The organism is Marinobacter sp. B-21 (genome assembly GCF_056857895.1).
This window is the reverse complement of the sequence record NZ_JBSXNZ010000089.1, coordinates 70,388-90,299: the sequence shown is the minus strand read 5'-3', so window position 1 is coordinate 90,299 and position 19,912 is coordinate 70,388. Positions and strand designations below refer to the sequence as shown.

General features: G+C 58.7%; 18 protein-coding genes and 1 pseudogene. 10 read left to right on the top strand and 9 right to left on the bottom strand.

Features of this window, described 5'->3' with window-relative positions:
- Positions 1-12 precede the first annotated feature (12 nt).
- Positions 13-2,256, top strand: coding sequence for an NADP-dependent isocitrate dehydrogenase (locus AC13C0_RS20400; protein ID WP_341580911.1), 2,244 nt, complete (start codon positions 13-15; stop codon positions 2,254-2,256).
- A 188-nt stretch (positions 2,257-2,444) separates the two neighbouring features.
- Here AC13C0_RS20400 and ybaK read toward each other — a convergent pair whose 3' ends face one another.
- Positions 2,445-2,915 (bottom strand): Cys-tRNA(Pro) deacylase, encoded by a 471-nt coding sequence (ybaK, locus tag AC13C0_RS20395; protein ID WP_117618874.1) that lies wholly within the window; start codon positions 2,913-2,915, stop codon positions 2,445-2,447.
- 226 nt (positions 2,916-3,141) lie between these two features.
- Here ybaK and AC13C0_RS20390 point away from each other — a divergent pair, with 226 nt between their 5' ends.
- Positions 3,142-4,332 carry a sensor domain-containing diguanylate cyclase gene (locus AC13C0_RS20390; RefSeq protein WP_482954919.1) on the top strand — a complete coding sequence of 397 codons (1,191 nt, stop codon included), beginning with the start codon at positions 3,142-3,144 and terminating at the stop codon, positions 4,330-4,332.
- 116 nt (positions 4,333-4,448) lie between these two features.
- Complete coding sequence (locus tag AC13C0_RS20385; RefSeq protein ID WP_117618872.1) at positions 4,449-5,735, top strand: serine hydrolase domain-containing protein; 1,287 nt, start codon at positions 4,449-4,451, stop codon at positions 5,733-5,735.
- Positions 5,736-5,745: 10 nt separating this feature from the next.
- On the opposite strand, the gene AC13C0_RS20380 is transcribed toward AC13C0_RS20385, so the two are convergent.
- From AC13C0_RS20380 to AC13C0_RS20370, 3 genes and pseudogenes are all read right to left on the bottom strand, one after another.
- Entirely contained in the window at positions 5,746-6,090 is a 345-nt protein-coding gene (locus AC13C0_RS20380) for a hypothetical protein (protein ID WP_099618196.1), read from the bottom strand.
- A 125-nt stretch (positions 6,091-6,215) separates the two neighbouring features.
- Positions 6,216-6,552: pseudogene (locus AC13C0_RS20375) on the bottom strand (transposase); the annotation flags it as partial.
- Positions 6,553-6,583: 31 nt separating this feature from the next.
- Positions 6,584-7,480, bottom strand: coding sequence for a cation efflux transmembrane domain-containing protein (locus AC13C0_RS20370; protein WP_117618871.1), 897 nt, complete (start codon positions 7,478-7,480; stop codon positions 6,584-6,586).
- A 97-nt stretch (positions 7,481-7,577) separates the two neighbouring features.
- Between AC13C0_RS20370 and cadR the strand changes: the two genes are divergently transcribed.
- Both cadR and AC13C0_RS20360 read left to right on the top strand, forming a co-directional pair.
- On the top strand, positions 7,578-7,985 hold the full coding sequence (gene cadR, locus AC13C0_RS20365; RefSeq protein ID WP_117618870.1) for a Cd(II)/Pb(II)-responsive transcriptional regulator: 408 nt from the start codon (positions 7,578-7,580) through the stop codon (positions 7,983-7,985).
- A 135-nt stretch (positions 7,986-8,120) separates the two neighbouring features.
- Entirely contained in the window at positions 8,121-8,369 is a 249-nt protein-coding gene (locus AC13C0_RS20360; protein ID WP_341580910.1) for a hypothetical protein, read from the top strand.
- On the opposite strand, the gene AC13C0_RS20355 is transcribed toward AC13C0_RS20360, so the two are convergent.
- On the bottom strand, positions 8,363-9,361 hold the full coding sequence (locus tag AC13C0_RS20355; protein WP_341580909.1) for a hypothetical protein: 999 nt from the start codon (positions 9,359-9,361) through the stop codon (positions 8,363-8,365). The genes AC13C0_RS20360 and AC13C0_RS20355 overlap by 7 nt on opposite strands.
- A gap of 175 nt (positions 9,362-9,536) precedes the next feature.
- On the opposite strand from AC13C0_RS20355, the gene AC13C0_RS20350 reads away from it, so the two are divergent.
- The 3 genes from AC13C0_RS20350 to AC13C0_RS20340 are packed head-to-tail and all read left to right on the top strand — an operon-like array spanning position 9,537 to position 14,039.
- Positions 9,537-13,022, top strand: coding sequence for a response regulator (locus AC13C0_RS20350; RefSeq protein ID WP_341582802.1), 3,486 nt, complete (start codon positions 9,537-9,539; stop codon positions 13,020-13,022).
- A gap of 33 nt (positions 13,023-13,055) precedes the next feature.
- Positions 13,056-13,613 carry a hypothetical protein gene (locus tag AC13C0_RS20345; RefSeq protein WP_341580908.1) on the top strand — a complete coding sequence of 186 codons (558 nt, stop codon included), beginning with the start codon at positions 13,056-13,058 and terminating at the stop codon, positions 13,611-13,613.
- A 12-nt stretch (positions 13,614-13,625) separates the two neighbouring features.
- The gene (locus AC13C0_RS20340; RefSeq protein ID WP_341580907.1) at positions 13,626-14,039 is read left to right on the top strand and encodes a response regulator; all 414 of its coding nucleotides are present in this window, start codon (positions 13,626-13,628) and stop codon (positions 14,037-14,039) included.
- Between the two features lie 40 nt (positions 14,040-14,079).
- Here the strand turns inward: AC13C0_RS20340 and AC13C0_RS20335 are convergent, their stop codons facing one another.
- Both AC13C0_RS20335 and AC13C0_RS20330 read right to left on the bottom strand, forming a co-directional pair.
- Entirely contained in the window at positions 14,080-14,352 is a 273-nt protein-coding gene (locus tag AC13C0_RS20335) for a hypothetical protein (protein ID WP_341580906.1), read from the bottom strand.
- 503 nt (positions 14,353-14,855) lie between these two features.
- Positions 14,856-15,389, bottom strand: a complete 534-nt coding sequence (locus tag AC13C0_RS20330; RefSeq protein WP_341580905.1) for a 3'-5' exonuclease — start codon at positions 15,387-15,389, stop codon at positions 14,856-14,858.
- 184 nt (positions 15,390-15,573) lie between these two features.
- On the opposite strand from AC13C0_RS20330, the gene queC reads away from it, so the two are divergent.
- Together queC and queE are read left to right on the top strand one after the other, a co-directional pair.
- The gene (gene queC, locus AC13C0_RS20325; RefSeq protein WP_341580904.1) at positions 15,574-16,239 is read left to right on the top strand and encodes a 7-cyano-7-deazaguanine synthase QueC; all 666 of its coding nucleotides are present in this window, start codon (positions 15,574-15,576) and stop codon (positions 16,237-16,239) included.
- Positions 16,239-16,895 carry a 7-carboxy-7-deazaguanine synthase gene (queE, locus tag AC13C0_RS20320; protein WP_341580903.1) on the top strand — a complete coding sequence of 219 codons (657 nt, stop codon included), beginning with the start codon at positions 16,239-16,241 and terminating at the stop codon, positions 16,893-16,895. The genes queC and queE overlap by 1 nt, the downstream gene beginning before the upstream one ends.
- Here the strand turns inward: queE and AC13C0_RS20315 are convergent, their stop codons facing one another.
- On the bottom strand, positions 16,896-17,969 hold the full coding sequence (locus AC13C0_RS20315) for an AraC family transcriptional regulator (RefSeq protein WP_341580902.1): 1,074 nt from the start codon (positions 17,967-17,969) through the stop codon (positions 16,896-16,898).
- 179 nt (positions 17,970-18,148) lie between these two features.
- A complete protein-coding gene (locus AC13C0_RS20310) occupies positions 18,149-19,912 on the bottom strand; it encodes an ExeM/NucH family extracellular endonuclease (RefSeq protein WP_341580901.1) in 1,764 nt (587 codons plus the stop codon).

Below are 19,912 nucleotides of genomic sequence, written 5' to 3'. Positions count from 1 at the left end.
CTGAGGACGAAAATGACATCATCCAAAGCCAAGATTGTCTACACACTGACCGATGAGGCACCAGTCCTCGCGACGCGGTCACTTCTTCCGATCCTGGAAACCTACGCCAAGCCGGCTGGTATCGAGTTTGAAACCAGCGACATCTCTCTCGCGGCGCGTATTCTGGCGACCTTCCCGGATTACCTGGAAGAAGATCAGCGGGTTCCGGATGCCCTGGCCGAACTGGGCGACTACACCAAAGACCCCGACGCCAATATCATCAAGCTGCCGAACATCTCAGCCTCCATCCCGCAGCTGCGTGCGGCTATCAAGGAGCTGAATGAACAGGGTTACAAGGTTCCCGAGTACAAGGAACACCCCGAGACTGACGAAGAGAAGGAAATCCAGTCCCGCTATGCCAAAGTCCTCGGCAGTGCGGTAAACCCGGTGCTGCGTGAAGGTAACTCTGATCGCCGGGCTCCGGCCGCGGTCAAGGCGTTTGCCCGCAAGTACCCGCACTCCATGGGCGAATGGAGTCCTGCTTCCCGTACCCACGTGTCACACATGCGCGGTGGCGATTTCTACTCCAGTGAACAGTCGGTGACCCTGGACAAGGCCACCAACGCGCGCATTGTGTTCGAGAACAAGAAGGGCGAACAGACCGTTCTGAAGTCTGACCTGCCGCTGCAGGAAGGCGAAGTGCTGGACGGCATGTTCATGAGCAAGAAGGCCCTGGTGAAGTTCTTCGAAGATGCCATCGAAGACTGCGAAAAGACCGGCGTCATGTTCTCCCTGCATGTGAAAGCCACCATGATGAAAATCTCCCACCCGATCGTGTTTGGTCACGCGGTGAAGGTTTTCTACAAGGACCTGTTCGATAAGTACGGCGACCTGTTCGACGAAATCGGCGTTAACCCGAACAACGGGCTTTCCAGCGTGGTCGAGAAGATCAAGCAGCTGCCGGAATCCAAGCAGGAGCAGATCCAGGAAGACCTGCATGCGTGCTACGAGCACCGTCCGGAAATTGCCATGGTCGATTCCGTCAAGGGCATCACCAACCTGCACGTGCCCAGTGATGTGATCGTCGATGCCTCCATGCCGGCGATGATCCGTAACTCAGGCAAGATGTGGGCCCGGGATAACAAGCTCAAGGACACCAAGGCGGTGATGCCCGAGTCCACCTACGCCACCATCTACCAGGAAGTGATCAACTTCTGTAAGACCCACGGTGCCTTTGATCCCACCACCATGGGGACGGTGCCGAACGTCGGCCTGATGGCCCAGAAGGCGGAAGAGTATGGTTCCCACGACAAAACCTTCGAAATCAGGGAAGACGGCATTGTCCGTGTCGTGACCGAAGACGGCACCGTACTGACCGAGCACAACGTTGAGCAGGGTGATATCTGGCGCGCCTGTCAGACCAAGGACCTGCCGATCCGGGACTGGGTCAAGCTGGCCGTCAACCGCGCCCGTGCAACCGGCATGCCGGCCGTGTTCTGGCTGGATGATGAGCGTGCCCATGATGCCCAGTTGATCAGGAAAGTCGAGACTTACCTGAAAGAGCACGACACCGAAGGCCTCGAGATTCACATCATGTCGCCGGTTCGCGCCATCCGCTGGACCATGGAACGCCTGATCCGCGGACTGGATACCATCTCCGTGACCGGCAACGTACTGCGTGACTACCTCACCGACCTGTTCCCGATCCTGGAGCTCGGCACCAGTGCCAAGATGCTGTCCATTGTTCCGCTGCTGAACGGTGGAGGCCTTTACGAGACCGGCGCCGGCGGTTCCGCGCCCAAGCACGTACAGCAATTGCTGCAGGAAAACCACCTGCGCTGGGACTCCCTGGGTGAGTTCCTGGCCATCGCGGTATCCCTGGACGAGCTGGGCGAGAAACAGAAGAACGATCGCGCCTGCCTGCTGGGCCAGACCCTGGACAAGGCCACCGAGCGCCTGCTGGAGAACAACCAGTCGCCGTCCCGTGTTACCGGTGAGCTGGATAACCGTGGTTCCCACTTCCACCTCGCTCGTTACTGGGCGGAAGAGTTGGCCAACCAGGACGAGGACAAGGAGCTGAAGGAGTTCTTCGGTAAGCTGTCCACACAGCTGGAAGAGAACAAAGACAAGATCCTTGAGGAAATGAGTGTGATCCAGGGCCATCCGGCTGATCTCGGTGGTTACTACCATCCGCCGACGGAGGAGGTTTGCAAGGTGATGCAGCCGAGCGAAACCTTCAACAAGATCCTTGCCGATGCGCGAGCGTCTGTGAAATAAGGATACGGAATCACGCCCGGCCCTCCGTCGGGAGCCCGTTAGACTGTGTTGGTCTTACGGGCTTTTTTATGCCGGTGGAGCCGATAACCAGCGGCAAAATGAACATTCGGCGAATACCAGCAGCACGCTGAAGAGAATTGCCCTCCATGCATCGTCGATGGCAACCACCCCGTGGCGTGATTCATCGCTTACTCCTGATGCAACGGGGCAAAGGTGCCTCCGGTCAGCCGGGCCAGGTCGCCCGGTGCCAGTTCGATTTCCAGACCCCGGCGGCCTGCGCTGACAAAAATGGTTTTGAAATTCCGGGCGGACGCATCAATAAAGGTTTTGAGTTTTCTTTTCTGGCCCAGGGGGCTGACTCCGCCCAATACGTAACCGGTGCTGCGCTGTACAGACTGTTTGTCGGCCATGGCGGCCTTTTTGCCGCGGGCTGCCCGGGCAATCAGCTTCATGTTCAGCATGGTGGTCACCGGAACCACGCCGACAGCAAGCTCCTTGCCATCAATGGCGACCACCAGTGTCTTGAACACCCGGGCGGAATCAACGGCCATTTTCTCGGCTGCTTCCGTGCCGTAGCTCTCGCTGGACGGATCATGGTCATACTCGTGAATGGAATGGGCCACGTTGGCCTTGCGTGCGGCGTTGATGCCCGGCGTCATGCTCGGCTCCTTCGGAATGACTGGATTCCGGGATTAGATCAGCTAAGGACGAGAGCGACAACTGCTCGCTGGCGGGCGGAGAGGGACAGGAACCCCGCTGATTTTACCGGTAATGACATTTGGCCCTCGACTTGAAGTCCCCTTATGACTATTTTTCGTACATCATGAAAATCCAAACGCTGGTGACAGTGTGTCCATGGCGCCTTCAGGGGCGAAACATCGGGGAATGAGTACTTTGAGCAGCAATCAGACGCCTCTGCGTCGGGCCGGCTGGGCAGTTACGGTGTACCTGATCGCCGGCTTCGCCTGGATTATGTTTTCCGATGCCCTTGCCGAGGTCTGGTTTCCGGACCCGAAGACCCTGTCTATGGTTCAGACCTGGAAAGGCTTCTTTTTTGTCCTTACGACCGGCCTGGTGCTGTTTTCGGTGCTTTTCCGCCAGCTCACCAGGGACCGGGCGCTGCTGGCCCTGCAGCACGGCCAGCGTCTGGCGCTGCGTAAACGGGAGCGCCAGCTCCAGGTGTTGATGGACAACCTCCCGGGCATGGCCTACCGGTGCCGGTACGATCCCCAATGGACCATGCTGTTTGTCTCCCGGGGTTGTGCCCGGTTGACGGGTTACGAGCCGGAGGAACTGATAGAAAACCGCGTAACCAGTTATGCCAGCCTGATGGACGACGAGGACGGTGAGCGTATCTTCTGCGAAGTGAAGGCGGCACTGGCGAACGACAAATCGTTTTCACTGGAATATGGCCTGACCCGTAAGGACGGCAGCCGGATCTGGGTCTGGGAGCGTGGCCGGGGTGTTGAGGAGGAGGACGGCACGGTCGTGCTCGAGGGCATTGTCCTGGACATCTCCGACCGCAAGGAGTTGGAATCCGAGCTGGAGGAACTGGCGACCCGGGATCCACTGACCGGACTCTTCAACCGGCGGGAAATGTCGAGGGTTCTGGAGGAGGAGCTGGAGCGGGCCAGGCGTTACCAGCGACCGATGGCTTTGCTCTGGATTGATTTTGACCATTTCAAGGACGTTAACGATACCTACGGCCATGCCGCGGGTGATTCGGTGCTCCGTTCTATCAGTCGTCTGCTGTTGGGCAGCGTCCGCAGTGTCGATTCCATCGGTCGGTTCGGGGGCGAAGAATTTGTGATTGTATTGCCGGAAATGGGTCTGGACGAAGCACGTGACACCGCCGAGCGTTTGCGCCGCAAAGTAGCCGGGGCGCCACAGCCACTGGGCGACGGAAAAACCGTGCCACTGACCATCAGCGTCGGTGTCGCGGTCTACCCCGAACACGCCCAGAACGGGGCAGCACTGTGTGCCGCCGCGGACAAGGCAATGTATCTGGCGAAGGGCTGGGGCCGTAACTGTGTGGCCATGGCGCACCTCCACGACCAGGTTCATAATGAGTCCTGAGGCCCTTGCCGGGGGGAGTCGTTGACGCTGGCCCGGACGCCATCCGGCCAATGTCATTTGTGTCGGCTGAATTGAAGATAGAATAAAAACAACCATCTTGATAAAGGTTTGACCAGATGAACCGATTTGCCCGTCGTGCGCTTCACACCTGCCAGATTCCCGGAGATCTCGAGACCGTCACCTTCCGGGACGCTGCGGGTGAAAATCCGGCAGCCGCAGGTGTCAGTGAAGAGACTGTCGAGACGATCTGGCGCAGCGTCCAGGGGCTTTACCGGACAGGAGTGCACCCCGGAATCCAGATTTCTGTTCGCCACCAGGGCGAACAGATCCTGCATCGCGCCATTGGCCACGCCACCGGCAACGGACCGCACGACCCCCCGAATGCGGTCCGGGTTCCGATGACCACCGATACACCGATCTGCTACTTTTCCGCCTCCAAGGCGGTAACTGCCCTGCTGATGCATATTCTGGCGGAACAGGGGCTGGTTAACCTGATGGATCCGGTGTCCTACTATTGCCCGGAGTTTGCCAGTAATGGGAAACGGACCATCACGGTCCATCAAATCCTCTCCCACCGCGGCGGTATTCCGGCCATTCCGAGGGAAACGCCCATTGATGTGTTGTGGGATCGCGACGAGATCTGGCGCCTGTTATGCGCGGCCAGGCCTGTGGAAGTGGACGGTGCCAAGGTTGCCTACCATGCCATCACCGGTGGCTTTGTGTTACAGCGGGTGTTGGAGAGTGTCACCGGGGACACCATCGAAAACTATCTCGACCGGCACCTGCGCCGGCCGATGGGCATGAAATGGTTTACCTATGGCATTGCCCCCGAGCACCTGAATGATCTGGCCAGTAATTACGCCACCGGTCCGACGCCCAGGTTCCCGGTTTCCTGGATAGTAAACCGGGCCCTGGGTGGCGACATCCGGACAGTTGAGAGGGTTGCCAGCGACCCCCGCTTTCAGGAGGCTGTGATCCCGGCAGGGAACCTGTGTGGGACAGCAGAAGAAATGGGGCGTTTTTTCCAGATGATGCTGAACGGGGGCCTCTGGAATGGCCGGCGGGTCTGCAGTGAGCTCACCATTCGTCGTGCCATCCAGCAGTTCGGCTCGCTCCAGATCGACCGGACCATGATGGTGCCCATGCGGTTCAGTGCCGGCATGATGCTGGGCGGAAATCCGGTGGGTCTCTGGGGACAGCAGAGCCGGTTTGCCTTTGGCCATGTTGGTCTGATCAACAAGCTGTGCTGGGCCGATGCTGCCCGGGATATCTCGGTCAGCCTGCTCAACACCGGCTTTCCGATTGTTGGCCATCACCTGCCGGCACTGGGGAAGTTTGTCTACACTGTCTGCAACCGGTTCCCACTGATCCCGGAGCACCGGCGACCGATGATTGCCGCCTGAGGCGGAGGCCTCACATGGTTCGCAGCTGTGCTTCCAGAATGCCCAGCACAGACGACAGTATGTCGCGGAAATCGGTCAGTGTCTGGGTGCGCTGGATCACGTCCTCCCGGTTTTCATCCAGCCGTTCCAGTTTTGGGACAACCCGCCTGATACCTTCCGTAATCACTTCGTAGGGATAGTGGTGATCCTGGATGCTGAGCTTGTTGATCTCGGCCACTTCCTGGCTGAAGATGCTGATGATGTCATACAGCATGTCCTTGTGATGAATGCTGCTGGCTTCCCAGTAGGCATCGTCCAGCAGTTCCAGCAGTGACAGGTATTCACGCAGGGTATCCGCCACGGATGTCTGGGTCATGGTAGCTCCTGTAAGGGTGGGAAATTTCTTGTCTACAGGGAACTATAGCAGGGGTTCTGTTGCCTGAGCCGCATGCGGATTCTGCCAGCCCATAAATAAAAATGGGGTATACGGATTTTCCACTCATCCAGGGCATCGTTGGCCATGCGCACCAGATGGAACTTATCGACGACGATTCGGGCTTGTGGCAGCACGGCTTTGACGGCGGGTGGCCAGCAGATCGGGCAGGGTCCTCTCCTCGATGTTGGTCAGAATGCAGCGGTAGCGCTTGTTCAGGTACAGCTCGTCGATGCCCAAAATGCGGGGCGTCTCGAAGCGGTGCCAGCGACCCAGGAACTCGGCGCGGGCGTTGAATATTTCCCGTACCGTCTTCTCGTCCAGGCCGGTCTGGGCTGCCACGAAGGTGTAGGGGTGGTTGAAAGATTCCTTCTCCACGTATTCATATGGACAACAGGGCATACGGCGAGAGATTTTTGCCAATAATGGACATTATTTAACCCTTGAGCGCCAGAATACGCCTGGCACCGTTAAGCACGACAACCCCCGCGATGGTACCAATTATCAGATCCGGATAATTGGATCCGGTCCACGCGACCAGGGCGCCAGCGGCGATGACGCCCACGTTGATTACCACGTCATTAGCCGAGAATATCCAGCTTGCCTTCATGTGCGCCCCGCCCTCTCGGTGTTTGGATATCAGCAGCAGACAAATGGTATTGGCAATCAATGCGACGAATGCGATAGCCATCATCATCAGCGATTCGGGTTCACTACCGAATAAAAAGCGTCTCACCACCTCTGCGAGTACGCCAACAGCCAAGATCAGTTGGAGTACACCAGCAAGATGCGCGGCACGTACCTGCATTTTCACGCTATGCCCAACGGCATAAAGGGCGAGCCCGTACACTGCCGCATCGGCAAAATTGTCCAGGGACTCGCCAATCAGGCCGGTGGACTGGGCAATCAGACCGGCAGTCATTTCCACCACGAACAGGACTGCATTGATGCCGAGCAACCAACGCAGGGTGCCGGACTCTTGCGTAGCAGAGGCTGCCGAGGACTCGGCGGCCTTGATTGTCTCCGGATCGGCAGCAACAGTTTCCTGAAGCGAGGCTCCTAGCCTCAAGGTCGTCAGTTTCGCGGTGATGGGCTCGACCTCGCCGTCGTGCACGACCTCCAACCGACGGTTCGACAGGTCGAACGACAGCGTCCGAATATCTTCAAAGCCGTTCAGGGCCAGGCGAATCATTCGTTCTTCTGATGGACAGTCCATCTTCGGCACGGCATAAACGCTGACCCATTTCCCCGATGCTTCGGAGGAGTCCCGCATATCGGTATCCGCTGGGGGCGTTGCATCGCAGCCACAGGCGTCTCCACAGGTTTTGCTCATGATACGACTCCACTTGAACATTATTGGGTTATCATTTAAAACCATATAGCCACTATAAGGTCAACAAAGCGGAGAGAATCCGTTGAGGAGGAGTCTGATGCGCATTGGTCAGTTGGCACGGTTAGTAGGGGTCGATACACAGACGATCCGCTTCTATGAACAGCAGGGCTTGTTACCGCCGCCTGATCGGCAGGAAAACGGTTACCGTGTCTATACCGAGAAGCATAGTGAGCGGCTGGCCTTCATCCGTCGCTGCAGAATCCTGGACCTCTCATTGGCTGAGATTCACGAACTACAGAGCTATCAGGACGACCCTCATCAGCCTTGTACTGCCGTCAACGCCTTGCTCGATGATCACATCTCTCATGTGCGGTCGCAGATTACCGCTCTGCAAGCGCTTGAGAAGCAACTCGTTTCACTGAGAGCGAGTTGCAACGATGACCGGGAAGTTGAGGCGTGTGGGGTTCTTGCTGGAATTAGCGAGGGAAGCATGCACCAGCAGTAGGTTGATGTATCAACCAGATAATCCGATCACCCTAAAAATGAAACTCTATTCATTTTCATTGCGCTTTGTCTGACAGTTGTGCAGACTTACGAAATGGGAAAAGGATCTATCACGACTCAATGGACGAGAGGCCGAATGGACAAACCCACACTACCCAGCCACCAGCCTGTCTCCCGCGAGGTCAGGCTGGATCATCATGACAGTGTTCGCAATCATGTGCATCAGCAGGTGCGTTCGGAAGTAGAGCGCCTTGAGCGCCGGATTGAAACGCTTCGTTTAGTTAAAGCCCCGCACGCGGCGATCATGATTTCCACCTATGAGCGGATGATCGACCGGAAAAAGGGTTTTCTGCGGAACTGGGATCTGCGCGAAGAGGGTCACTGACGATCTTCGACGTTGATCGTAGTGTAGATAAAAGCTTCATCTCCACTCCGTTGGTTTCCGCAATGCTGCGGATTGCGCGTTCTTGCGTCTCCCTCTTCCAGCATGGCGGGTTCGTCTTTCGAGGTAAAAACCCGGGCCCGCGTCTCCCCGTAATTTATTATGACTTTCACGCAATCCGGCTCGTCCCCGTTAATGACAATTCCTGAGGCGTTAGTGAGTGTCAGGGTATCGCGTTGGGTTTCCATGAATTCCTGAAGAAGCTCCACATTGCCAAGGGTGCGACCGGTATAACTTGTGGCGGAAAATTCCGGTTGGTTGAATCCGGTGGTGCCAAACGTATTCGAGCTGAATCGGCCGCTCCAGGCCGCGCTGGCTACTTCTGCCGGGCTCTCGTCATCCTCGGCCGGTTGCCTGGCAACAAACTGGCTGGCACGAAATACTTTCTTCATCGCAGGGTTGTAAGTCCAGTCCAGCATCACGTAGATCCAGGTGCTGTCGGCTTGTGAGGCGCTGTCCTCGCTTCCAGTTTCGGTGAACCGGATCAGTGCGTCGTTGGCCGGAGTGTTAAAGCTTGCGGCTTCGTCCCTTTCAATGCTGTCCCGCATCAGGCGACGCCCCTCATTGAAGTTATCCACCTGGCCTGAGCGAATCACCTCATTGATGAGGTCGAGAGGGTTGCGCAAGCTGATGTAATCGGACCCTCCGGAATCCGGCTCTGTACCCAGGAAGTTATCCAGATGATTTCGAATCGCCATGGCGCTTCCGTTATCGTTGCCCTCGGTTGCCGGCTCCATGCCCCGGTAGAGGTCCTGGAAGGTTGTGTATTGCAGAACCGAGTCCAGCCCTTCAGTGTCTCTCAGCCGGAAGGTTTCCAACGGCAGGTCTACGTCGGTTGCAGGGTTCAGATAGCCACCACCGGAGGTGTCCGGGTCGCACCCTGCCAGAACCAGGGTCACAATGGAAGTTGCGGCGAACAGGTAGGAATGTCTCATTTCAGAAGGCCCCGGGATGCGAAAAGCAGTGTAAACCGCTAAAGTGAATGACCGCGGGGCGAATGTCCCTGCGCGGCTGCTGACAATAAAACATAAAACCGGTATCTACCCTCGCGGAGATCACATTTTGCGGCAACGGCTTACATTGGCGCTCCCAGCGGTGACGCGTTCGTTGATGGTCCTGCTGTTCCTGGCCACCATCACGATGCCGGCGTCGGCCGGTGCGGCCGAACCCTGCCGTGATGGCGAGATTATCCTGAGTGCGGGTGTCGAGAGTATCCGGGATCTGGGGGGCTGTATCTGGTACCTGGAGGACCCGGGGCAGACCCTGACCCTGGATGAGGTCCGCAAACTTGAACCTGGCGCGTTCACCCGTCACGACGGCGGCGTGCTGAACTTTGGCTACACGGAATCCGCCTACTGGGTACGCCTTGATCTGCGTCCAGGCAAAAACCCGGACCAGACCGACTGGATTCTGGAACTGGCCCTGCCCCTGGTGGATGAAGTCGCCCTGTTCATGGTTCGCGACGGCACCCTGGTTGAGCAGCGGCGGGCCGGCTATAAAGATAACTGGGCGGAGAGGGACCTGGCGGTGCCCAACCCGACCTTCCGACTGTCCCTGGCGCCCGATACCCTGAACCGGGTTTACCTGCGGGTCATCAACACCAACACCTTCCGGCTGCCCATCAGCCTGTGGCACCCCGACAGCTATATTGAAAAGGTATCGGTGGATGAACTGGTCCGGGGCATCCTGCTGGGAGCGGTGCTGGCGATTCTGGCCTATAACCTTTTTGTCGCCGTTTCGGTCCGTGAGCGCAGTAATATCTATTACGTGCTCTATCTGGTGTCAGCGACCGTCTTTATTTTCACCGAACAGGTCCACGGTATCCAGTTACTAGAGAACCGGCCTGCCCTGTTCAACAAGCAGTTTCTGCACTTCCAGATCACTCTGACCTGGTTCTGGGGCCTGCTGATGGCCCGGTCGCTGCTGGAGACCCGGGAGCGATCAGCGGATCTTGATCAGGTTATCCGGCTTTGTCTCTATGCCGTGGTCACCACGTTTGTACTGTCGCTGTTCCTGCCCTATCACGTGGCAATGGAATGGATTGTTGTCGGCTCGATCCTGCTGAGCCTGATCATGATCGTGGTCAGTTACCTGTCCTGGCGCTATTACAACCCGGCGGCCCGCTCCTACTTCTTTGCCTGGACCCTGGCGCTTGTTGGCTTCGGGATCTATGCCTTTACGGTAATGGGCCTGCTGCCCCTGAACACCTTCACCACCTATTCACCCCAGTTCGGCCTGACGGCCCAGATCATACTCTTCTCGTTTGCGCTGGCGGACCGGATCAAGCAGGTCCAGGGCGAGGCCCTGGGCTGGAGCCAGCGGGCCTTATCGAATCTGCAGCGCTACCAGTCACTGTTTGACAATGCCATTGAGGGGGTGTTCCAGATGTCCCCGGGCCGTCGTTTCGTCACTGCCAACCCGGCGATGGCCAGGTTGCTGGGCTATAACAGCAGCCGGGAGCTGCTCAAGCGCAATCCGGACGTACTGGAAACCTGCATTGCCGATGATCGCCTGCGCCGGTTGGTGGTGGAGCAGTTGGAAGCAAAGGGCACAGTGAAGGGTATCGAGGCCCGGTACCTGACCCGGGACGGCGATGAGCGCTGGGCCACCATTTCACTGCATACGGTGTACGACGCCGATGGCGAACCGACGCACCTGGAGGGAACCTGCATCGATGCCACGGAGAGCCATAACCGGCAGCGCATCGAACGGGAACGAGAGCAGGAGCGCCTGGAGAAGGAGCTGGCCCGCAATTCGGCCGAGGCGAAAAGCCAGTTCCTGGCCAACATGAGCCATGAAATCCGCACGCCGCTGGCAGCGATCATCGGTTATGGCGAAACCCTGCTTGACCCGGACCTGAGCGAGCCGGAGAAACGAAGCAGTGCCGAGACAGTGGTGCGCAGCGGGCGCCATCTGCTGGAACTGGTCAACGATATTCTTGATCACTCGAAAATCGATGCCAACAAACTGGACGTGGATATCGTCTCGGTCAACCTGCCGGAACTGCTGGATGAAATCCGGGCATTTTTTGCGCCCCGGGCCCGGGAAAAGGGCCTCGATTTCAGCATTATCTGTGAATACCCGTTACCGGAACAAATCCAGACGGACCCGACCCGGTTGCGCCAGATCATTATAAATCTGTGTGGAAATGCCCTGAAATTCACTGAAAAAGGCTCGATTTCCCTGGTCGTACGATGCGATCGCGATCAGGAGCTACTGGTGGCCCGGATTGTCGATACCGGTATCGGCATGAAGCCGGAGCAGTTGGGCCGGCTGTTTGATCCCTTCGCCCAGGGTAGTGCCGCCATTTCCAGACAATACGGTGGAACCGGGTTGGGGCTTAGCATCTCCCGACGTCTGGCGGAAATGTTAGGGGGCAGTATCCGGGTAGACAGTACCTATGGCGAGGGCAGTGAGTTTGAGCTTTCGATCCGTACCGGATCACTGGAGCAGGTGCATTTCCTGCGGGATGCCTCGGAGCTGAGTCAGCGTCGCAGAGCCATACCCATGGTGGTGGCGCCGCGACTCTCTGGCCGAATCCTGTGTGCCGAAGACAACGACGTTAACCGGCGCCTGGTGTCCCTGCTGGTGTCTCGCACCGGGGCAGAGCTGGTGCATGTGGCCAATGGCGCCGAAGCACTGGAGCTGGCCATTCGTGAACCTTTCGATCTGATTCTTATGGATATCCAGATGCCGGTCATGAATGGTCGGGATGCGACTGCGGCGTTGCGCGAAGCCGGCGTGAATACGCCGGTTATTGCCCTCACTGCCAATGTGATGTCTGAGGATATTGCCGATTACCGGCTGGCGGGCTGTAATGAGCATCTGGCCAAGCCCATTGACAAACAGCGGTTTTTCGAAACCCTGGCCAAGTATCTTGTGGTCAGCCCGGACAGTGCGCAACGGCCCGCGCGGCGTTATCAGGGCAAGGTGCTGGTGGCGGAAGACAACGAGGAAAACCGCCAGCTGGTGGAGCGTATGCTGCGCCGTGAAGGGGTGGACGTGGTGGCCGTTACCAGTGGGGATGAAGCGGTCCGGACGGCGCTTTCAGACACGATCCATCTGGTCCTGATGGATCGCCATATGCCTGGCATGGATGGCGTTGCCGCCACCGCGCTGCTCCGCCAGGCGGGGTTCCGGCGGCCGGTGATTGCCTTTACCGCCGGCGATCAGCAGGAAACGGATGCTCTGCTTGATGCCGGTTGTGATGGGGTTTTGAACAAGCCTATTGATCAGTCGCATCTCCGATCGTTGCTGGAACGACTGCTGGTTGCCAGCCCGGCCTCCGTTACGGAGGCCGGTGAGGAGGCCGAGGTTGCCGGCCTGGTAGCCCGGTTTCTTGACAGTCTGGCGGATCGCCGGCATAGGATGGAAGAGGCGCTGGCCCATGGCGATCGGGAAGTCTTAAGAACGGAAGCCCATCAGATTAAGGGAACAGCAGGGGCAATGGGCTATCCTCTGATGACCCGCCAGGCGGGCAGGCTTGAAGACCTTCTGAAAGCCACTGACCCGGACTGGGATCGGGTTCGCAGCGAACTGGAAGGGCTCGGTGAAATGATAGACCGCGCCCTGACGGCTTCGGAGGCCCCGGGCTGATTCGACCCGTGAACAACCAACAGGAACAACGCAATGAGTGAACTGCCGGAACGCCGAGAGCACCATTCCCTCAGCATGATGTACGGGACCTATGCAGACATCCTGTTCGTCCTGTTTCCCTTTCTGATCATTGGTATGCAGCGGCTGTGGGAAGGCCGGCTCTACGAAACCCTGCTCCGGCCGGATCTGAGTATTGCGGCGGCCATTCTGGCCGGTCTTGCCATTGGCAAGTTTGTGCTCGGGCTGGTTACCAACCGGGACCTGGGGCGCTACAAGGAACGCATCGTTTTCTTTATCGCGCTGACCCTGTTTGTGGTGCTGGGCCCGGCAATCATTCTGATATTGAGTATACTGGGAAGTTCCGATGTGCCCGGCTTTGTCACCTTTGTTCAGCCGATCCTCCTGATCATCGCCATCTCCCTGTACACCACGGCGGTGAGCATCAGCAATATCCTGACCCGATTTGGTATGGAGGAATCACTGACCGGGCCGCAGGAGGTATCGGCCAGCTCGGATCTCAGGGAGCCGGACCAGCCCCGCCCTGCGCCACTGGATCTGCCCCGGCGCACGGGCAACGACCCAACAGTATGACAGGAGCAACCCATGACAGATCTGAGAGTGTTGGTAGTAGAAGACGAGCCGGTGATGAGAGAGCGGCTGGTGGAAATGCTCTACAAGGCCGGGGCAACGCAGGTAGCCGAATGTATGGATGCGGGCTCAGCCAGGGCGGCTTTTGAAGCCCAGGAGTTTCAGATCATTCTGCTGGATCTGGGCCTGCCTGACGGCGATGGCCACGAGCTGATGTTGGAGTTCAAGCGCAGCCGGGAGCAGCAGCATATCGTGCTGGTGACAGCCGATGATTCCATTGAAAGCATCCAGCGGGCCATCAGTGCTGGCGCCAACGGTTATGTGGTGAAGCCCTACTCCCAGGAAAAGATTCATGATGTGGTGAACAACTACGCCATGGTCCACGGGGGAGACATGGCCATGATGCAGGGCCTGAACCGGCGCCATTGACCGGTTCAGGCCCTGTACGTTCCAACCCTGAAGACGGCGGTCAGGCGACCTGACGCGCAATCCAGGAGTTATAGCGATTAGCCAGTGCCCTGACGTAACGGGCCTCGGCACCGTCCAGATTGCCCAGAACGCCGTTGAAGATCCAGCCACGCTCGTACACACCCAGCACCCGCTGCTCATCATCCAGGTTGACGCGCTGATTCAGTTTTTGGCAGATCGCATCCAGCAGCGGCAGCTTCTCCGGAGGCTTGATCGGCCCCTGGCGATTGTTCATGGGCTGGTTCGCTGCTCGTGTTGTCGGATGTCTTTTCATGATGTTCTCCTTGTCGTTTTGCGGCTGCAAAAACAAAACCCCGGTGCCGAGGGCGACCGGGGTTTTGCGGAGAAGCTGACCCGGTCGCTACAGAGGCTCCCGGGACTGACCGAAAGCCGTCAGATGTCGTTCACCATCGCGCGAACAGACTGCCCTGCATGGCAACCTGCGGCTGTGTAAGCAATGAGTTGTGGAATCATTCTGGTCATACCGGCTCTTGTGTTTCGGTTCGACTATCAGTGTATAGGCTAACGGGCCGTTTGCAATAGGCCGGCATCTTCGGCAAACCCCTACAGACGGCGCCATGGGCGGTTGGCATAATTCCCAGCGTCACGTGTTTTACGTTGTGCAATCCCGGCTGCCTGCCGCGCCAGGCAGTCGATGGATCTCTCCTTTATACGCAGCCTCTATGGCTGCGTTTTTTTTACGTAGTGAAAACGTAGTGGAAACCTCGTAGCCACTACTTCGTACAGATTTCCGACCCATCTCTGGCGATAAAACGATCAGGCCTGGCGGCTGTGGCCGGCCAGTGGCATCGCGGAGTCTTCTGGCAGGGCGATCCGTTCCCAGGTTTTGTGGAGGATCAGGGCGTCATTGGCCGCCCGGTGCACTGGCAAGCCGAGTTCTGAAATCACCTGCTGGCGCATGGCGGACCACTGCCGTAGCTGCTGCGAGTTCAGCAGCGCCGAGATAGATTCAAGCTGGAAAGCGGGCCTGATACGGGCTGCCCTGAATAACCGGTGCAGCCAGAAACTGTCGAAGGTCCAGGCATCGCAAAATACCTGTTCCGGTAGCAGCTCATTCAGGGCCCGAGCCACTTCACTGGCCGCAATGCCCTCTGCCTCAAGCGTCTGGCGGGAAATGCCGTGAATCTGTTCAGCGCTCTCCGACCAGTCTTGCCACAGAACGTAGGGACAGATCAGCCAGCTGTGCAGGGTGCCGTCCGGCATACAGATGCCTACCTCAATCGGGTAGCTTGCGATCAGATCAAGACTGGATGCCTCGAAATCGATAAATGCCGGGCGGATAGTAGTCATGGGATCAGTGTAGATGATGAGTTGTTTTTAGCCGAGTTTACCCGCCCCGAACCCGAGACGCGAACCCAACCTGAGCCTGTACTGTTACAATATGTCCATTCATTGTAAAAGCCCGATGACAGCAACAGGAACGGGCCCGACAGTAAACCAGCCGAACTCGAATCGCACCATACGGGGAGCCCGAATGACTGACACCGTGGTTGTAATCTATTCCGGAGGCATGGACTCCTACACGCTGCTACACCTGGCCAGAAATCGTGGTTACCGGGTTCATGCCCTGTCTTTCAATTACGGGCAGCGACACGTCCGCGAACTGGAGTGTGCCCGTTCAGTGTGTGAAGCCCACGACATTCCCCACAAGGTGATTGATATCCGGGCCATGAGCGAGGTGATGGCCGGCTCGGCGCTGACCTCGGAACTCGAGGTGCCCGAAGGTCACTATCAAGAAGACAGCATGAAGGCCACCGTGGTGCCCAACCGCAACATGATCCTGCTGTCCCTGGCCACCGGATACGCGGTAACGGTGGGTGCCAGGGCTGTATGGTACGGTGCCCATGGTGGTGATCATGCCATCTACCCGGATTGCCGCCCTGAATTTGTGGCAAGGATGGACGCGGTGTGCCGTGTGGCCAACTATGAGCCTGTGGGCATCGAAGCGCCCTTCATGGCTATGGATAAGGGCCGGATCCTGGCCGAAGGCCTCCGTCTGGGGCTGGATTATGCACAGACCTGGACCTGCTACAACGGTCGCGAGCGCGCCTGTGGCCGCTGTGGCTCCTGTGTGGAGCGGCTTGAGGCGTTTGCTGCCAATGGTGTTCCAGATCCAATCGAGTACGAGGATAACTGCTGATGTACCGGGTCAAGGAAGCCTTTTATACCTTGCAGGGTGAAGGCGCCCAGGCCGGCCGGGCCGCTGTCTTCTGCCGGTTCAGCAAGTGCAACCTGTGGACCGGGCGGGAGAAAGACCGCGCCAGTGCGGTCTGTCATTTCTGTGACACGGATTTTGTTGGCACCGATGGCCAGAACGGTGGCCGGTTTGACTCACCGAAAGCCCTGGCCGGGCACATTCGCAGCCTCTGGCCGGATGCGCCCGGTAAACCCTATGTGGTTTGTACCGGCGGCGAACCCTTGTTGCAACTGGACACGGCCGCGATCGAGGCGTTCCACCGGGAGGGTTTCGAAGTCGGTGTGGAAACCAACGGCACCCTGCCGGCCCCCGCTGGCATTGACTGGCTGTGTGTCAGCCCGAAGGCGGATGCGCCGGTGGTTATCGAAACCTGTGACGAGCTGAAACTGGTGTATCCGCAGCCTCTGGCCACGCCGGAGCGGTTCCTGCACATTCGGGCCAGTCACTATTTTCTTTCCCCGATGGCATCGCCGTCAGCGCCGGAAGGTGGTGTTGACGGCGTCAGGCAAAGCAATACCCGCCTTGCCACGGATTACTGTCTGGCCCACCCGCAATGGCGTCTGACCCTGCAAATGCACAAGATCATCGGTATCGACTGACTACCCGGCTGTCAGTATCCGGTCTGTTGGCGCTGGCACGGAGCCAGGTGTCCTCGAAGCGTTTCGGTAATGGCTTGGGCTGGTATTGGTCCAGCGCTTGAAGGCCCGGGTGAAATTGGCGGCATCGGCGTAACCCAAGGCATCGGCAATCTGGCTCAGGTTCATGGTGGTGTTTCGTAGCAGGTCGCCCGCCCGCTCCAGGCGGACCTGATCCACCAGCTGCTGAAAGCTGGCCTCTTCCTCCTGTAACCGGCGCTTGAGTGTCCGTTCGGAGATAAACAGGGTGCCGGCAACCCGGGCGAGTTTCGGTGGAAAGGGATGGCTGGTTTCAATAACCCGCCGTACCCGACAGGCGAATCCGGCGTCCTCGGTCAGCTGCCGTAACGCCTCTTCGCATTGGGCCCGGGAGGAAGCAGCCAGCTGGTCGTCGGTGAACCGCACCGGCAGGCTCAGCCGGGAGACGGGAATCACCAGGGCGTTGTCGGTGGCACCAAACTCCACCGGTACCGGTATCTGTGAGCGAAACCGCTGAAAATAAGCGGGTTCCGGGCACCGTCGAAGGATCCGCAAGCCGTCAACGACCGATCCGGTCAACTGGGCTCCCATGGACACGCAACCGAACAGCATGGCATCCATAATGAAGCCGTGCAGCGGCCCGAGATCGATATCGCAGGTCACGATGTACCAGACGAGGTTGGCGTTTTCGCGTTTGCTGATCTGGAGGTGAGGTACCCGCAGGGTGAGGTACCGGGTCATCAGCTCCATGGCGTCACCCAGGGTGCGACTGCTCATGACGGCGGTACCCAGGGCACCATGGAGCGGAAGCTTCAGTTTCCGGGCGAGCATGATGCCGAGTCCCGGCTCTCCGCTTTCGATGATGGCCCGGGTGACAAACTCGCTGGCTTGGGTCTGGCTGACCCGGAGTTCAGTGGATTTCAGCCTGGCCGGGTCCAGCCCGACCCGGAGCAGAAGGTCCTGCTCATCAACACCAATGGTGTTCAGCAGTTCGGCCAGAAGGTGCAGGTAAATGGCCGGCATGCCAAGATCCTGTGCCGTTGATACTGAGGCGCGCATGGGGTTTCCTCGTCGGGTTCTGTTGTTGTTATTTAGCGGATCGCATAGCGTGTCCGATTATGGCGACTCCCGATGCATTCCCCCATGACTTCGCTGACGGATTAAAATGGCCCGAAAGGCCAACTGCCGGTCTGGTCCGGCGGACGGGCAATCGGTAGCGTTGACCCGGGGGACAGTTCTCAGAGCCTGAGGTCGATAATCACCGGGTTGTGGTCGGAGGATCGCCAGGGCCCTTGCTGATCGGATTGGGAAATGCCCTGATAGCCGAGCGCCCGGGGCTCATCGGCATTGATCAGCCAGGTCTGTGCCTGGAGTACCAGTGGTCGGAGGCTTTTGGAGGCCAGGGCGTAATCCAGGGTGCCTTTCTCACCCTTGTAACGATAGGTGTAGTGGGGGCAGGTCGCGCGAGTGCAGGGGTGGAACTGGTGCACCATGCTGGTAAAGCCGGCCCTGGTTAGAACGGAAAGCGGATGTTCACGGGCGTAACTGTTGAGGTCGCCGACAATCAGGGTTCCGGCGGATCGGGTGTCCCGGGAAAAGGCACCGGGCCAGTTGGCCAGGGCCCTGGCTTCGGCAACCCGCCGGCTGGTATAGCAACCCTGCCCGTCGGATTGATCCTGATCTTCGCCCACGGCGCCCCGGCAGGATTTCGATTTCAGGTGAGGGACAACAACCCTGACTGTCTGCTCACCGTCAACACGGCGAAAATCCTGTGCCAGAGGGGGGCGGCCTCCGGATCGAAAGACACCGTCGGTCAGGCGTTCGGGTAAACCGATTGGTGTTATCCGGTCGCGGCGGTATAGCAAGGCGGTACGGATTTCGTCGCCACCGTCGTTACCCGGGGTGCTGACAAATTCCCATTGACTCCCGAGAAAACGGGCCAGCCCGGCGATTGTGCTGGCGGCGGCATAACCGTCATTTTCCAGTTCGGCAACCGCCAGGATGTCCGGGTCTGGCGCCTGAAGAGTCTGAATCAGACGCTGTCGCTGTTGGCGAAACTCAGCCCTGGTTTCAGCGCCTCGCGGGGTGGGAAAGCCAGCGCCCTGGCCATTTCCGTTGAAGAAGTTTCCGAGATTCAGGGCCATCACCCGCACAGCATCGCCTGGCGGACGTGGGGGCGCCTTTTTGCGCGGGTTGGTCACGACGAATCGGGGCTCAGTCACCGGCTGGATTCGCCAGGCATCAAAGCGGAAATCGAGGATGCCAGCGAGTCGGTCGATCTGATCACCGGCCCGCACGGTGGCTGATGGCGACAGGCCGGTTGGCGGCCAGGGGACCGGCCTGGGGTCCCGTTGGGAGCGGTTGTCATCCAGCAACACCCGGCTTTGCCGATGGCTGGCAGACCGTCGGTGCGCCCGCTGCCCGGGGGCCAGGTATTCGGTGGGCTGGACCTGATCCGATGCCGCCAATGCCAGTTCGCCGTATTTTGTGAGGTTGTAGTTGTCCACCACTGTCAGGGGGTAGCGGAAGGTCACCCTCATGTTTTCCAGACTCTCGGGGTCCCTGGACCAGGGCAGCTCGATGGTGGCCGGCTCTGGCTGCGCTTCCTGGCCGCATATCCGGAGGTTCTGTACGGCGACCAGTTCGGTCAGTCCGTGGAATTCCCTGACCTTGCCGGTTACTCGCAGACGCATGCCGGGTTTTCCGGTATCCCGGTTGGTATAGACGAAAACCGCTTCAGAGGTGGCCGGGTTGTTGTCGGTCTGGTGGTCTGCCTGCTGAAGATAGAAGCCGCCGAACCCGCCTTTTGAGCGGGAGTCCAGGGTAAGAATACCCTCCACCGTCACCGTCTGGCCGGTGAGGGCAGAGGCAGGGCCATCGCCCTGGACAGCAGAAATAGCTGTGGCCGGTTCACCACAGCCTGGTTCTGCCGTTGTTGCCATTGGCAGCAACGGCAGAACCAGAAAACTGAGGAAGGGAAGAAACCGGGTTTTGGAGCTCAC

What these genes read in the sequence shown, in the direction of transcription:
- AC13C0_RS20385 (WP_117618872.1), top strand. Translation starts at nt 4,449, where the DNA reads ATGAACCGATTTGCCCGTCGTGCGCTTCACACCTGCCAGATTCCCGGA.
- AC13C0_RS20390 (WP_482954919.1), top strand. Translation starts at nt 3,142, where the DNA reads ATGAGTACTTTGAGCAGCAATCAGACGCCTCTGCGTCGGGCCGGCTGG.
- AC13C0_RS20355 (WP_341580909.1), bottom strand. Translation starts at nt 9,361, where the DNA reads ATGAGACATTCCTACCTGTTCGCCGCAACTTCCATTGTGACCCTGGTT.
- AC13C0_RS20345 (WP_341580908.1), top strand. Translation starts at nt 13,056, where the DNA reads ATGAGTGAACTGCCGGAACGCCGAGAGCACCATTCCCTCAGCATGATG.
- AC13C0_RS20350 (WP_341582802.1), top strand. Translation starts at nt 9,537, where the DNA reads ATGGTCCTGCTGTTCCTGGCCACCATCACGATGCCGGCGTCGGCCGGT.
- AC13C0_RS20400 (WP_341580911.1), top strand. Translation starts at nt 13, where the DNA reads ATGACATCATCCAAAGCCAAGATTGTCTACACACTGACCGATGAGGCA.
- AC13C0_RS20380 (WP_099618196.1), bottom strand. Translation starts at nt 6,090, where the DNA reads ATGACCCAGACATCCGTGGCGGATACCCTGCGTGAATACCTGTCACTG.
- queC (WP_341580904.1), top strand. Translation starts at nt 15,574, where the DNA reads ATGACTGACACCGTGGTTGTAATCTATTCCGGAGGCATGGACTCCTAC.
- AC13C0_RS20335 (WP_341580906.1), bottom strand. Translation starts at nt 14,352, where the DNA reads ATGAAAAGACATCCGACAACACGAGCAGCGAACCAGCCCATGAACAAT.
- ybaK (WP_117618874.1), bottom strand. Translation starts at nt 2,915, where the DNA reads ATGACGCCGGGCATCAACGCCGCACGCAAGGCCAACGTGGCCCATTCC.
- queE (WP_341580903.1), top strand. Translation starts at nt 16,239, where the DNA reads ATGTACCGGGTCAAGGAAGCCTTTTATACCTTGCAGGGTGAAGGCGCC.
- AC13C0_RS20370 (WP_117618871.1), bottom strand. Translation starts at nt 7,480, where the DNA reads ATGAGCAAAACCTGTGGAGACGCCTGTGGCTGCGATGCAACGCCCCCA.
- AC13C0_RS20330 (WP_341580905.1), bottom strand. Translation starts at nt 15,389, where the DNA reads ATGACTACTATCCGCCCGGCATTTATCGATTTCGAGGCATCCAGTCTT.
- AC13C0_RS20360 (WP_341580910.1), top strand. Translation starts at nt 8,121, where the DNA reads ATGGACAAACCCACACTACCCAGCCACCAGCCTGTCTCCCGCGAGGTC.
- AC13C0_RS20340 (WP_341580907.1), top strand. Translation starts at nt 13,626, where the DNA reads ATGACAGATCTGAGAGTGTTGGTAGTAGAAGACGAGCCGGTGATGAGA.
- AC13C0_RS20315 (WP_341580902.1), bottom strand. Translation starts at nt 17,969, where the DNA reads ATGCGCGCCTCAGTATCAACGGCACAGGATCTTGGCATGCCGGCCATT.
- cadR (WP_117618870.1), top strand. Translation starts at nt 7,578, where the DNA reads ATGCGCATTGGTCAGTTGGCACGGTTAGTAGGGGTCGATACACAGACG.